Origin of the sequence: Bradyrhizobium sp. SK17 (assembly GCF_002831585.1) — a bacterium.
Classification (GTDB): Bacteria; Pseudomonadota; Alphaproteobacteria; order Rhizobiales; family Xanthobacteraceae; genus Bradyrhizobium.
Map to the genome: position 1 here is coordinate 2,793,337 of NZ_CP025113.1, position 12,569 is coordinate 2,805,905.

At 64.5% G+C, this 12,569-nt stretch carries 11 protein-coding genes; 2 read left to right on the plus strand and 9 right to left on the minus strand.

Features of this window, described 5'->3' with window-relative positions:
• Window positions 1-295: 295 nt before the first annotated feature.
• The 3 genes from CWS35_RS13035 to CWS35_RS13045 all read right to left on the minus strand — a co-directional run bounded on the left by CWS35_RS13035 (window position 296) and on the right by CWS35_RS13045 (window position 3,911).
• Window positions 296-1,357: an ABC transporter permease gene (locus tag CWS35_RS13035; protein ID WP_100952106.1), complete on the minus strand. Its 1,062-nt coding sequence runs from the start codon at window positions 1,355-1,357 to the stop codon at window positions 296-298.
• On the minus strand, window positions 1,354-2,880 hold the full coding sequence (locus CWS35_RS13040) for a sugar ABC transporter ATP-binding protein (RefSeq protein WP_100952107.1): 1,527 nt from the start codon (window positions 2,878-2,880) through the stop codon (window positions 1,354-1,356). Before CWS35_RS13040 ends, CWS35_RS13035 begins: the two co-directional genes overlap by 4 nt.
• 65 nt (window positions 2,881-2,945) lie before the next feature.
• Window positions 2,946-3,911, minus strand: coding sequence for a sugar-binding protein (locus CWS35_RS13045; RefSeq protein ID WP_100952108.1), 966 nt, complete (start codon window positions 3,909-3,911; stop codon window positions 2,946-2,948).
• A 263-nt stretch (window positions 3,912-4,174) separates the two neighbouring features.
• Between CWS35_RS13045 and CWS35_RS13050 the strand changes: the two genes are divergently transcribed.
• Both CWS35_RS13050 and CWS35_RS13055 read left to right on the plus strand, forming a co-directional pair.
• A complete protein-coding gene (locus CWS35_RS13050; protein ID WP_100952109.1) occupies window positions 4,175-5,443 on the plus strand; it encodes an ROK family protein in 1,269 nt (422 codons plus the stop codon).
• A 79-nt stretch (window positions 5,444-5,522) separates the two neighbouring features.
• Window positions 5,523-6,281, plus strand: a complete 759-nt coding sequence (locus tag CWS35_RS13055; protein WP_024582989.1) for an SDR family NAD(P)-dependent oxidoreductase — start codon at window positions 5,523-5,525, stop codon at window positions 6,279-6,281.
• Between the two features lie 127 nt (window positions 6,282-6,408).
• On the opposite strand, the gene CWS35_RS13060 is transcribed toward CWS35_RS13055, so the two are convergent.
• The 6 genes from CWS35_RS13060 to CWS35_RS13085 all read right to left on the minus strand — a co-directional run bounded on the left by CWS35_RS13060 (window position 6,409) and on the right by CWS35_RS13085 (window position 12,566).
• Window positions 6,409-7,227 carry a MetQ/NlpA family ABC transporter substrate-binding protein gene (locus CWS35_RS13060; RefSeq protein WP_100952110.1) on the minus strand — a complete coding sequence of 273 codons (819 nt, stop codon included), beginning with the start codon at window positions 7,225-7,227 and terminating at the stop codon, window positions 6,409-6,411.
• A gap of 83 nt (window positions 7,228-7,310) precedes the next feature.
• Window positions 7,311-8,651 (minus strand): LLM class flavin-dependent oxidoreductase, encoded by a 1,341-nt coding sequence (locus CWS35_RS13065; protein WP_024582991.1) that lies wholly within the window; start codon window positions 8,649-8,651, stop codon window positions 7,311-7,313.
• Window positions 8,652-8,704: 53 nt separating this feature from the next.
• Window positions 8,705-9,658, minus strand: a complete 954-nt coding sequence (gene epsC / locus CWS35_RS13070) for a serine O-acetyltransferase EpsC (protein WP_100952111.1) — start codon at window positions 9,656-9,658, stop codon at window positions 8,705-8,707.
• An 18-nt stretch (window positions 9,659-9,676) separates the two neighbouring features.
• On the minus strand, window positions 9,677-10,249 hold the full coding sequence (locus tag CWS35_RS13075; protein WP_100952112.1) for a flavin reductase family protein: 573 nt from the start codon (window positions 10,247-10,249) through the stop codon (window positions 9,677-9,679).
• A 40-nt stretch (window positions 10,250-10,289) separates the two neighbouring features.
• Window positions 10,290-11,519 carry an acyl-CoA dehydrogenase family protein gene (locus CWS35_RS13080; RefSeq protein ID WP_100952113.1) on the minus strand — a complete coding sequence of 410 codons (1,230 nt, stop codon included), beginning with the start codon at window positions 11,517-11,519 and terminating at the stop codon, window positions 10,290-10,292.
• A 42-nt stretch (window positions 11,520-11,561) separates the two neighbouring features.
• Window positions 11,562-12,566 carry an NrtA/SsuA/CpmA family ABC transporter substrate-binding protein gene (locus CWS35_RS13085; RefSeq protein WP_100952114.1) on the minus strand — a complete coding sequence of 335 codons (1,005 nt, stop codon included), beginning with the start codon at window positions 12,564-12,566 and terminating at the stop codon, window positions 11,562-11,564.
• Window positions 12,567-12,569 lie beyond the last annotated feature (3 nt).

Genomic DNA, 12,569 nt, shown 5'->3' on the forward strand with positions numbered 1-12,569 from the left:
TCTGCACTCCCAGCGTCCCCGGCTTTGTCGATTTTTGTGTCACGTCCCCGCCCAAAGCCCTTCAGCGTGGAACGCGCCCCGTTTGTAATTCCGATCGTTCAACTTGAGATGGAAAGTGCGGGCGCGCCAACGCCCGTCGAGACGGTGGTGAGGGGCCGTCCGCGGCTCGGCCAGACCCGCCATGCAGGGCCAACATCGACGCGAGCGCCATGCACGTGATCAATCTTGCCCAATGAACTCCTCACCACATTCCTCCCCTCAAGTCGCCGTTCTCGATCGTGGTTCCTTCGGCTTGTCATGCCTGATCGCCTGTCGTCGTCGGCAACGCAGCCGCGCCGTGCGGCGTTGCGCTTTGCAGAATTGTGCTGTCCTTCGGCTTGGGCGCGGTACGGGCGAGGCCGGCCAGCGCAGCCTTGCGCCGCCGGCGGGCCTGCAATTGCTGATCCGCCAGCACGCCGATCAAAATCACGGTCCCCATCACCGCGAAGTTCAGCGAGTTGGGAATGCCCAGGATGTTGACGAGATTCTGCAGCACCTGCAGCAGCGCCGTCCCGAGCACGATCCCGAGGATGGAGCCCTCGCCGCCGCGTAGGCTGCAGCCACCGAGCACCGCCGCCGCGATCGCGTAGAGCTCGTAGAAATTTCCGAACGAGCTCGGCGAGACCGAGTTGGTGTAGAAGACGAACAGCACAGTCGAAACGCCGGCGAGGCCGCCACTGATGATATAGGCGGTTGCGATCACCATGTTCGTGTTGATGCCGGAGAAGCGCGCCGCTTCCTCGTTCTTGCCCACGGCATAGAGCCAGCGTCCGTAGACCGAACGATGCAGCAGCACGCCGAGGACCAGCGCGAGGATGATCAGGAAGATGAAGGTGTTCGGGATGCCAGCGATGTTGCCGGAGGCGATGTTGCTCAGCGTGCTGGCCTCGTCGCCGTAGCCGAAGCCGCGCGTCGAATCGCTGGTGTAGTAGCGCGCGGCGCCGCGATAGATCAGCAGCCCGCACAGCGTCACGATGAAGGGCTGCATCTTCAGCCGCGTGATTAGGAAGCCCTGGATGCCGCCGAGCGCAAGCCCGCCCATCAGCACCAGCAGCAGCGCGAAGGGCCAGGGCACCTGATACGTCGTCAGCAGATCGATGAAGACGACGCCAAGCAGCGCGAACATCGAGCCGAGCGACAGATCGATGCCTCCGGTGATGATCACGAGCCCTTCACCCAGCGCGAACACGCCGAACAGCCCGATCAGATTGGCCATGTTCAGCAGATTCACCAACGACAGGAAGGCCGGATTGATCGCGCCCGTGATCGCGGAGATCACCACCAGCAGCAACAACAGGCCGAGTTCTTTCTTCATCATGACGCGGCGGTCTCCATCGTCTCCAGCGCCTGGCCGACCGCCAGCCTCAGCACGTTGTATTCGCTGAACTGCTCGCGCTCGAGCACGCCGCTGACGCTGCCCTCGTGCATCACCGCGACCCGGTCGGAGACGCCGATGACTTCCTCCATGTCCGAGGAGATCATCACGATCGCTACGCCCTGGTCGGCGAGGCCGCGCATTAGCGCGTAGATCTCGCTCTTGGCGCCGACGTCGATGCCGCGGGTCGGCTCGTCGAAGAACATCACGCGCGGCTGCATCGAAAGCCACTTGCCCAGCACCACCTTCTGCTGGTTGCCGCCGGAGAGCGTCACGGCTTCGATGTCGACGCTCGGTGCCTTGATGGACAGGCGCCTGGCTTGATCCTTGGCGATCTTGCGCTCGGCCGCGCCGTTGACCAGCCACATCCGCGCGTGGTCCAGCAGGCTCGCCAGCGTCACATTCTCCCGGATCGGCAGCTCCAGCACGAGCCCGGATTTCTTGCGATCCTCCGGCACCAGATAGATGCCTTGCCGGATCGCATCCCGCGGCGACGCGACGCCGACCGGCGCGTTGTCGATCCTGATTTCGCCGCCGAGTAGCGGGTCGACGCCGAAGATCGCGCGGGCGAGCGAGGTGCGGCCGGCGCCCACCAGCCCGGCGAGGCCGAGGATCTCGCCGCGCCGCACCGACAGGTCGATCCGCCGGCCGGGAAAGGCCGTCGTGACCACGCCGGCGATGTCGCAGCCGCCCGGCTGCGGCGCGCTCGCCGGCGGCGTGTACAGCGCCTTCAGGTCGCGGCCGATCATCAGGCGGATCATCGCGGCGTGGCTGAGCTCGTCGCGCGCCAGCTCGCCGACGGTGCGTCCGTCCCGCAGCACCACGACGCGATCGGCGCAGCTCATGATCTCGCCGAGCCGGTGGGAGATGTAGATCACCGAGATGCCGTGTGCCTTCAAGTCGGCAATCACCTCGAGCAGCCGCTCCGTCTCCGAGATCGTCAGGCTGGAGGTCGGCTCGTCCATGATGATCACGCGGGCGTCGATCGACAGTGCCTTGGCGATCTCCACCATCTGCCGCTCCGCGAGCGACAGATTGTCAACCAGTGTGCCCGGCTTGAAATCGGCGCCCAGTCGTTCCAGCAACGGCGTGACGCGGGCGCGCATCTCGGCATTGTCCACCAGTTTCAGCGGGCCACCGGCAAGCTTCTCGCGCCCGATGAAGACGTTGGCCGCGACGTCGAGATTGTCGAACAGGTTGAGCTCCTGGTGCACGAAGGCGATACCGGCCTGGGTCGCCTCGCTCACCGTCATCCGGGCGTGTTCGCTTCCGCCGATGCGGATCACGCCCGCGCTTGGTGCGATCACGCCGGCCAGTACCCGCATCAACGTCGATTTGCCGGCGCCGTTCTCGCCGATCAGGCCCAGCACCTCGCCGCGATGCAGGCGCAGGTTGACGTCGTCGAGCGCCCGTACGCCGGGGTAGGTCTTGCTGATTCCGCTGAGCTCCAGCAGCGTCTCGGCCATTCGGAATGTCCTCCTGCACGCCGCCCGGCGGCCTGCTGGCGGCCGGGCGGCGAAGCCGGCTGAAGTTACTTCTTCAGCAATTCCTTCAGTTGGGCGGCGAACTCAGCGACATTGGCCTTGTTGATCACCTTGGTCGGTACGATCAGCTTGGCGTCCTTCGGGATCCAGGACTTGTCGCCGTTCAGTGTCTTGATGATGTTGACGGCGGAGAGATAGCCGAACTCGTATGGCTGCTGCACGACGGTGGATTCGATCGTGCCATCCGAGATGCCGCGCAGCGTTCGCTGGTCCTCGTCGAAGCCGACGATCTTGACCTTGCCGGCCTTGCCGGCGGCCTTCACTGCGTCATAGATCAGCGGCGTCTCGTAGCTCCACAAGCCGGACAACAATGCAATGTCGGGATATTTGACGAGCACGTTCTCCATGTTCGCCTTGGCCTTGGCAAAGTCGACCTGATCGGTGAACACGTCGACCAGCACGACCTTGGTGCCTGCGATCGATTCCTTGATGCCCTGCACCCGCTCGCGGGCATTGTCGGCATCCATCGTACCGACGAACAGCGCGATCTTGCCGCCGTTCGGCAGCGCCTTCTTGATCTCCTCGCCTGCCTGGCGGCCGGCCGCGACGTTGTCGGTGCCGATATAGGCGACACGGTTGCTCTGCGGTGCGTCGCCGTCGGTCGTGATCAACACGGTCTTGGCCGCCACCTTGTTGAGCTGTTCGGTGGCATGCGGCGCATCGTCGACGGAGATCGAGATGCCGGCGACGCCGCGCACCAGCAGGTCGTCCAGCTCCCGCCGCTGACCCGCCGCGGTGCCTTCGTTGGTGACGATCAGTTCGATATTGTAGTCCGGATGCTCTCTCTGGGCCTTCTCGAGCCCGCGGCCGGCGATGGTCCAGAAGTCGGCCGCAACGTTGGTCACCAGCGCGATGGTCTTTTTCGGCTCCGCCTGTACCGCGCCCGTGGCGATCGCGAGCGCTGCCGCGCTGGCCAGCAGCGGCAGAATCAACTTCTTTATTGGGCCCTTCATGAGCACCTCCCTTTGGTCGCCCCATTGGGTGGGGCGATATGCGCGGCGCTTGCTACGCCTTATTTTATTCAGTTCGTGAAGAAACTAGGAAAGGGCTTGTGTTCAGTCAAGGATGCTTTTGCTGGTCTCTTCACGCACTAATAGTACACAAGGTACGATGATAGTAAATCTGGCGAGCAAAAATAGCTCTTGGTTGTGCCTTTTCGATTACACTGAGTGTCGAACACGTTGATTAACTTCATAAGACAAATTAAAGAGGCGATATGATCGAGCAGACCGAGCCGTCGAGACGTGCTTCCGGCATTGGCCGCGGATCGAACCGCGGCCGCCTCGTCGAGATGTTGCGGCGTCAAGGGCCATTGCCGCGCGTCGAACTCGCGCGCAGCACGGGGCTGAGCTTCGCGGCCGTTTCGGCCATCACGTCGAAATTGATCGCGGACGAGGTGCTCCGTGAGGCCGAGACCGAGACGGTGTCATGGTCCGACGATAGTGACGACGAGGATGCCGACGGGCTCACTGGCCGTCGTCGTGGCCGGCCGGCAGTCCTGTTGACCTTGAACCCGGAGTTTGGCCGCATCGTCGCGGTCTCGCTGCGCATGAACATGATCGAGACGCTGATCGCGGATTTCAGCGGCTCCGCCCTGGCGCAATCGCGACTTGAACTCCCGACACGTGCGCTCGATGCGACCGCGTTGCGTCATCTCGTGGTGGCGCAGATCGATGCCATGCTCGAGGCGACCGACACCCCGCGGCATCGGCTGTTGGGAATCGGGATCGCGCTGCAAGGCATCGTCAACGCCGATACCGGCCGGCATCTGTGGAGTCCGGCGCTGTCGGCAACCGACGTCGATCTCGCGCAGCCGATCCGCGAGGCATTTGGGGTCGAGCCCGTGATGGCGAACGACGCGGTCGCCGTGGCGCTGGCGCTGACGGCCGCGGAGCCGGCACTGGCGCAAGGCCTCTCGGCAACGATTGTGGTCGGCCACGGTGTCGGAATGGGTGTCGTCATCGACGGTGAAGCGCGCTGGGGCGCCGACGCGGGCAGCGAGATCGGCCACGTCAAGCTGGCGTCGGACGGTCCGCAATGCCGCTGCGGTCAGCGCGGTTGCATCGAAGCCTATCTTGCCGACTACGCGCTCTATCGCGATGCCCGCACCTTTCTCGACCTGCCGCCGGCGGCGTCGCAGCAGCCTTCCGAGGCGCAGATGGCGCTGCTGCGCGAGCGCGCGCAGAGCGGCGATCCCCGGCTCGAACAGGTATTCCAGGCCGCAGGCCGCTCGCTGGCTGAGGCGGTCGCCGCAACGATCTCGGTGCTGCGTCCGCATCACGTCGTGCTGGCGGGCCCCGGCCTGCAGGCCTTCGAGATGATGCGCCACGCCTATGAGGAGCGGCTCGAGCAAGCGGTGCTGCCGTGGCTGCTCAAGTCGACCGCGATCTATGTCCGTCCAAGCGAATCGGCGGCGATCGTCGATGGCATGGTGCGGCGGACGCTGCGGGTCGTGGACCGAAACCACATGGAAGCCACCGACTGAACACCGAAAGCAGCGGTGTTTGCTTGCGCCGCGGCAACGCAACCGACGCCGCTCCGGCGCAAAAACGAGAGAATGCCAAATGCAGGGCGCGATCTATCCAAGCCTCAAGGACCGGACCGTGCTGGTGACCGGCGGCGGTTCGGGCATCGGCGAGGCCATCGTCCGCCAGTTCCTTGGCCAGGGCGCGCGGGTCGGCTTCATCGACATTGATCTGACGTCCTCCGAGCAACTGCTGTCCGATCTTGGAGCACATGCCAGCGTGCATTTCGAGCACGCCGACCTCCGCGATATCGGCGCGCTCAGGCAGGCGATCGCTGCAATCCGAGAGACGCTTGGGCCGATCACGGTCCTGGTCAACAACGCCGCGCGCGACGACCGCCATGCGATCGAGGACGTCACCCCGGAATTCTGGGACGAGCGGATCGCCGTCAACCTGAAGCATCAGTTCTTCGCCGCCCAGGCCGTCGTACCGGACATGAAGCAGGCAGGCGGCGGTTCGATTGTCAACATCGGCTCGGTGAGCTGGGTGATCGGTCAAGGCAATATGCCTTGCTACACGACGGCCAAATCGGCGGTTCAGGGCCTGACCCGCGCGCTCGCCCGCGATCTCGGGCCGCACAACGTACGGGTCAATTCCATCCTGCCCGGCTGGATCATGACGCAGCGGCAGCAGGATCTATGGTTGACGCCGGAAGGCGTGGCCGAGCTGATGCAGCGCCAATGCCTCAAGCGTAAGCTGGTGCCCGACGACATCGCCAACGTCGTGTTGTTCTTCGCCGCCGCCGACAGCGGCGCCTGCACCAACCAGAACTACATCGTCGATGGCGGCTGGGTTTGATCCAGCGCTCCGGAAGACCCGCGGGCGAGTTTCCGGAGATCGGACCTGAACATAAGCGGGAGCGCGACGATGATTCAACACGATCTCGTCGCGCTTCGGCGTTTGCGGTGGAAGTCCGGTCAGGCGGTCACTTCAGGTAGTCCGGCAGGGTAAACCCGTCATAGAACCGATCCGACAGGATTGCGGTCTTGAACGTCTCCGACTTGTAGCCGGCGACGATGTCCTGCGCCCAGGCCGCATTCGCATTGGCCTTCTTCACAGCGACCACGTTGACATAGGGCGTTGTCATCCTCTCCAGTGCAAACGCATTGGTCAGCTTCAGGCCGCTGTAGATCGCGAAATTGCCCTGGATGGCTGCGAAGTCGACATCGTCGAGCGCTCTTGGCGCTTGCGCGGCCTCCAGCGGCACGATCTTGATGCCTCCGGGGTTCTTGATCACATCGAGTTCGCTGACATCGACCGGCTTGGAGTCGCGAATTTCGACCAGCCCGAGATCGCGCAGGATCCAGAGCGCGCGTTGCAGATTGACGGGATCATTGGGCACGGCCACGGTCGATCCGGGCTTGATCGGAGAGCCCACCGCGTGCTTTTTCGAATAGAGCCCCATCGGCGGCGTCGGTACATGGACGATGCCGACGAGATCGGTCTGTTGCCGCTCATTGTACGAGTCCAGGAAGATCGTGTGCTGCATGACATTGGCGTCGATCTCACCCTTGAACACGGCGTTGTTGGCTTCGAGCCCGGTCGAGAACTCGACATAGCGGATTCGATAACCCTTCTTCTCCAGCTCCGGCGCGACGCCGACCTTGAATTCATCGATATAGGGGCCCGGCACGAAGCCGACCTTCAAATCGGATTTGGCTGCGGTCTCGGCGTGCAGGGCGGCGGCGCAGAGGGCGCTGAGAAACAGAACGAGTGAGCGGAGCAGGAGAGGCGTCGTCTTCATAGGAATCGTCAAATCCTTGGCAGTTGGGGTGAACGTTGGTGGCGGCCGTTAAAAGGCCGGTCGTCTCGGACTTTGTCAGGCGATCACGCGATCGCCCTGACTGATCCGGAGAACACGCTTTGCGGCCGGCTCAGGCCGTAGTGATCGCGCAGCGTGGTGCCTGCGTATTCGTCGCGGAACAGGCCGCGCTTGCGCAGGATCGGTACGACGTGCTCGGCGAACAGGTCGAAGCCACCGGGCAGCCAGGGCGGCATCACGTTGAAGCCATCGGCGGCGCCATTCTCGAACCAAGTCTGGATATTGTCGGCGATTTTCTCCGGCGGACCCGCGATCACCCAATGGCCGCGCGCTCCGGCGAGCCGCTGCACGAGCTGACGGATGGTCGGCTTCTCGCGATCGACGATGTCGACGACGAGCTTGAAGCGGCTTGCCACCCCGCGGGCACCGTCGGTGTCGATCAGATGGCGCGGGAACGGGCCGTCGAGGTCGAAGCCGGAAAGATCGAGCCCGATCATCTGGCGGAGCTGGGTCAGCGAGTATTCCGGCTGGATCAGCTCGTTGAACTCGTCTTGCAGGCGGTCGGCCTCGACCTGTGTGCTGGCGATGAACGGGCTGATGCCCGGCAGGATCTTGACCTGATCCGGACTGCGATCGAAGGCGCGTGCCTGCCGCTTGATGTCGGCATAGAATTCCTGGGCGCTCGCCAGCGTCTGGTGCGCGGTGAAGATCGCCTCGGCGAAGCGCGCGGCAAAGGCGCGCCCATCCTCGGAGGAGCCGGCCTGGACATAGACCGGCCGCCCCTGCGGCGTCCGTGAGATGTTGAGCGGGCCGCGTACCCGGAAATGCTTGCCGACGTGGTCGATCGGATGGATCTTGCCGGTGTCGGCGAACACGCCGGAGACGGGGTCATTGACCACCGCGTCGTCTTCCCAGCTGTCCCACAGCCGCGTGATCACATCGAGATATTCGCGCGCCCGCTCGTAGCGCTCGTGATGGGGAGGGTGCTCAGGCAAGCCAAAATTCTGCGCCGCCAGCGCGTTGCTCGTGGTGACGATGTTCCAGCCGGCCCGGCCGCCGCTGAGATGATCGAGCGAGGCGAACAAGCGGGCGAGGTTGTAGGGTTCGGTGTAGGTGGTCGATGCGGTCGCGATCAGGCCGATCCGCTTCGTCGCCGCCGCGATGGCGGCCAGCCAGGTGATCGGCTCGAAACGAAAGCGCTGTGCATAGCGGACGTTGTCGGCGAGCGCGGGTCCGTCGGCGAAGAAGATCGCGTCGAATTTCTGCGCCTCGGCCCGTTGGGCAAGCTCCTGGTAATAGCTGATATCGAGGATCCGATCCGCGGCGGAGTCCTTGTAGCGCCATGCCGCCTCGTGATGGCCGCCGGGATAGATGAAGAGGTTGAGGGAAAGCTGTCGTTTGCTCATGTCGTGGCTCACACGGTTCTGCTTGTTCTTGATGATGGGACGGCCTTGGCCGTTCAGGCCCCGCTGGAGCTGTTTCGTGCAGTGGCCTGCGTCACGACGCTGTCCGGCGGCACGTCCTTGGTCAGCCAGACATTGCCGCCGATGGTCGATCCGCGGCCGATCGTGATCCGGCCGAGGATGGTTGCGCCGGCGTAGATCACGACATCGTCCTCGACGATCGGGTGCCGGGCGTCGCCCTTGATCACGAGGCCCTCGTCGTCGGTCGGGAAATGCCGCGCGCCCAGCGTGACCGCCTGATAGACCCGGACGTTGTTGCCGATGATGGCGGTCTCGCCGATCACGACGCCGGTGCCGTGATCGATGAAGAAGCCGGAGCCGATCCGGGCGCCGGGATGAATGTCGATGCCGGTCCTGGTGTGGGCGATCTCCGACATCAGGCGGGCCACCAGCCGGGCGCCGATCTGGTAGAGCAGATGGGCAAGGCGATGGTGGATGACGGCGGTCATCCCGGGATAGCCGATCAGGATCTCGGGGAAATTCCGCGCCGCCGGATCGCCGACAAATGCCGCCCGCAGATCGTTGATCAGGAGTCCGCGGACCTGTGGCAGCTGGGCCGCGAAGCCGCGTGTCAGCTCGATCGCCTCTTCATGCGCAAAGCCCGGCTCCAGCTCGTCGCCGACGAACAACGCGCCGCGATGGATTTGAGCGCTGAGCGAATCCAACGCCGTGCTCAGCGTATGGCCGACGAAATAATCGATGTTCTCGCCGTCGAGATCGGATCGGCCGTAATGACGCGGAAACAGCGCTTCGGTGAGGCCGTCGAGGATCGCCTCCAGCGCCTCGCGCGAGGGGGCGCGGCGTGCCTCGCCGTCGCGCCGGATGCTATGGGTCTCCTCCCGGGAGGTACGCAATTCAGCGACGATGCGATCGAGCTGCCAGCGGCCTGGTGGCCTGCCCGCTGCACCGGCTGATGACGGAGGCGATGTGGGCGGGGTTTCGCGTTTCATGCTCTGCCTTTCCCGGGCCTAGCGCACATGCGCGAGAGGAATGCTGACTTCGGCCAGCAGGTCGAGATCGGCTTCGCGATCGATCTGGACATATTGTCCATTCCAGTAGGTGAGACCGGACAGCCGATGCGACAGCTCCATGCTGGAGAGCCGGCCGACGATGATGCCGTGGGAATGCCGCTCGATGATCTCTTCGACCTGGCATTCGACCATCGCAAGCGACCGCTGCAACAGCGGCACGCCGGACGGTCCATGAGTCCAGGCGATGCCTTCGAATCGCTCCTTGCCCTTCACCTGGCCATTGCTGAAGCGCTCGGCGACGGCCTGCTGGTCCGAGCCGAGGATGTTGACGCCAAACAGCCGATGACGCGCGATCAGCCCGAACGACGATGCCTGCCGGTTGATGCTGACCAGCAGCCGGGGCGGGCTGGCGCTGAGCGAGGTCAGCGAGGTGACCGTCATGCCGGTGATGTCCTCGCCCTGTCCCGCGGTGATGATGCAAACGCCGCCCGGAAGGCGGCGCATGACAAGGCGGAATTGACGCTCGATCTCGTGGTCGGCGTCGACGAGATGGATATCCGGCTTGCTCATCGGGAGTCTCCCTTGTGTTGCCTCGCCGGATCGGACTTCGCTAGAAGAAGCCCTTGGCGGGGAGCGGCGTGCCGCTGATTTCGTATTGTCCGATCGAGCGCGTTTTGAAGGTGTTCGGGTTGTGCGACGCCAGTGTCCGCGCATTGCGCCAGTGGCGGTCGAAATTGGTCGCCTTCTTGGTCGCCGATGCGCCGCCGACGTCGAACAGCAGGCTCCCGCTCCGGATCGCAAACTCGTCCGCGACGATCTTGGCCTTGGCCGCCAACAGTGCTGCGCTATGGGCGGCATCCACCGCGTTCGCGTCGCCGGCATCGAAAGCGTCGGTCGCGACATCGAGCGCTTCCGCAGCGGCAAGTACGACAGTCTCGGCGGCGAATGCGCCGCTGGCGATCTGGCCGACCGTCTGTTGCAGCAATGGATCGTCCACTGGAACCTCGCTCGGCGCGTAGTAGAAAGTCCGTTTGCGCGAGCGCACCAGAACGGTGGCGTCCCGCAGCACGGCGCGCGCGATGCCGGCGTTGATCGCGGTCAGGAACAGCTGCGCGAATGTGTTGGAGTAGGGGATGCCATAGCCGGTGTCCGGCGCGTCGAACACGATTTCCTGGCGCCTGACCCGCACGTTGCGGAAATGCGTGGTGCCGGTCGCCGTCAGCCGCTGGCCGAGGCCATCCCAATCGTCGACCAGCTCGATTCCGTCGCGATTGACCGGGATCAGCACGGCCGCGTTGGTCGCGGCCGCGTCGGCGGTCCGGACGAGGACGAAGTCCGAATACAGCGTGCCGGTGCTGTAGTATTTGGTGCCGTTGAGCAGGTAGTCGTCGCCATCGGCCGTGAGCGTCGTGTTCGGCGTCACGTTGCCGACCTTCGGCGTGTCGAGCTCGGTCGCCGCTAGCCCGATGATGGCACCGTCGGCGACCGCCTTCTGCCACTGTCGGTGTTGATCATCCTTCGGCCGCCGCACCAGTCGTTCGACGACGCTGAAATGGTTGCGCAGGATATGGGCGACGTTGGCATCGGCCTCGCCGAGGCGAATGACGATCTCGAACAAGGCTCGGATCGAGATGCCGGCGCCGCCTGCCTCCACCGGTAGCCGCAACGCGCCGAGACGGGCTTTGCGAATGAGATCGATCTCCGCGAACGGCAGCACGCGCTCGCGTTCGCGGTCGCCGGCTCCCTCGGCGATGCGGCCGAGCAGCGCGTCGAGATCGGGCGCATAGCTGTGGAGGCGGTCGGAGGGCTCCAGCGAGGTGGCGGATACAGGTTTGTTCATGGTGTCACCCGAATGACGTTGAGGGATAGCGACGGTTTCCGATCAGAGCTGGGCCAGGTGGTCGGTGACCTTGACCGGTTCCGGCAGCACCTTGCGCGCGGCCAGCCAGTCGGCGGCCCGTTGCAACTCGGCGAGGAAGTTCTCGTCATTGGCCGCAAAGTATCGATACTGCCGGTTCAGCGCGATGAACTGGTCGCGGACCTGGTCGCTGTACTTGCCGGCCTTCTGCGCGATGTATTCGGCGTCCTTGCTGTTCTCCGAAATCCACTTGCCTTCGGCGCGGAACGCATCGTTGACCGCGCGCACCAGCGCTGGATTGTCGGTCGCGAATTTGCGGGTGGTCAGGTAGGAAGTGTAGTCGATCTGGAATTCGAGATCGCGACCCTCCAGGAAGATGTCGTGCGCCTTGTATTCGAGCCGGGCGATGTCCACGCCCGGGCTCCACATCGACCATGCATCGACCTTGCCGGAAGCCAGTGCCGGCGCGGCGTCCGGTGGATTGAGGTAGACGAACTTGACCTTGGCGCGGTCGACCTTGTGCTTCTCGAGCGCCGCAACCAGCAGGAACTCGCCGAGACCGGAGCGGTTCACCGCCACCGACTTTCCGACGAGGTCCTCGATCTTGTTGATGCCGGAGTCATCCCGCGCGATGATCGCGGTGGTGCGCGGCTCGTAGACCACGAACTGGGTGAACACCAATGGCGAGCCGGCGATGATCGCGGCCAGCGCCGGCGTCGTGCTGCCGCCGAAGCTGAAATCGGCGCTGCCGCCGGTGACGGCCTGCAGCGTCGGCGCATGATTCGGGAACGGCCCCAGCCATTCGACCTTGATGCCGTCCCTGGCCAACTGCTTCTCGAACGCGCCGCGTTCCTTGGCGATCAGATTGAGCCCGCTCAGGCCCCAGGTCAGGCGGACCGTGTCGGTGACACGGCCGCTCGCCGCATGCGCTGGTACGGTGAGGTCGAAGCCCGCCAGCGCGCCGATGCCCAGGGCGGCGCCGCCGAGGAAGCTGCGACGCGTCGGGCTGGTGAATACAGGGCGGAACATCGG

Coding starts and splice junctions, on each gene's coding strand:
- CWS35_RS13045 (WP_100952108.1), bottom strand. CDS start 3,911: ATGAAGGGCCCAATAAAGAAGTTGATTCTGCCGCTGCTGGCCAGCGCG.
- CWS35_RS13035 (WP_100952106.1), bottom strand. CDS start 1,357: ATGATGAAGAAAGAACTCGGCCTGTTGTTGCTGCTGGTGGTGATCTCC.
- CWS35_RS13055 (WP_024582989.1), top strand. CDS start 5,523: ATGCAGGGCGCGATCTATCCAAGCCTCAAGGACCGGACCGTGCTGGTG.
- CWS35_RS13065 (WP_024582991.1), bottom strand. CDS start 8,651: ATGAGCAAACGACAGCTTTCCCTCAACCTCTTCATCTATCCCGGCGGC.
- CWS35_RS13075 (WP_100952112.1), bottom strand. CDS start 10,249: ATGAGCAAGCCGGATATCCATCTCGTCGACGCCGACCACGAGATCGAG.
- CWS35_RS13040 (WP_100952107.1), bottom strand. CDS start 2,880: ATGGCCGAGACGCTGCTGGAGCTCAGCGGAATCAGCAAGACCTACCCC.
- CWS35_RS13080 (WP_100952113.1), bottom strand. CDS start 11,519: ATGAACAAACCTGTATCCGCCACCTCGCTGGAGCCCTCCGACCGCCTC.
- epsC (WP_100952111.1), bottom strand. CDS start 9,658: ATGAAACGCGAAACCCCGCCCACATCGCCTCCGTCATCAGCCGGTGCA.
- CWS35_RS13060 (WP_100952110.1), bottom strand. CDS start 7,227: ATGAAGACGACGCCTCTCCTGCTCCGCTCACTCGTTCTGTTTCTCAGC.
- CWS35_RS13050 (WP_100952109.1), top strand. CDS start 4,175: ATGATCGAGCAGACCGAGCCGTCGAGACGTGCTTCCGGCATTGGCCGC.
- CWS35_RS13085 (WP_100952114.1), bottom strand. CDS start 12,566: ATGTTCCGCCCTGTATTCACCAGCCCGACGCGTCGCAGCTTCCTCGGC.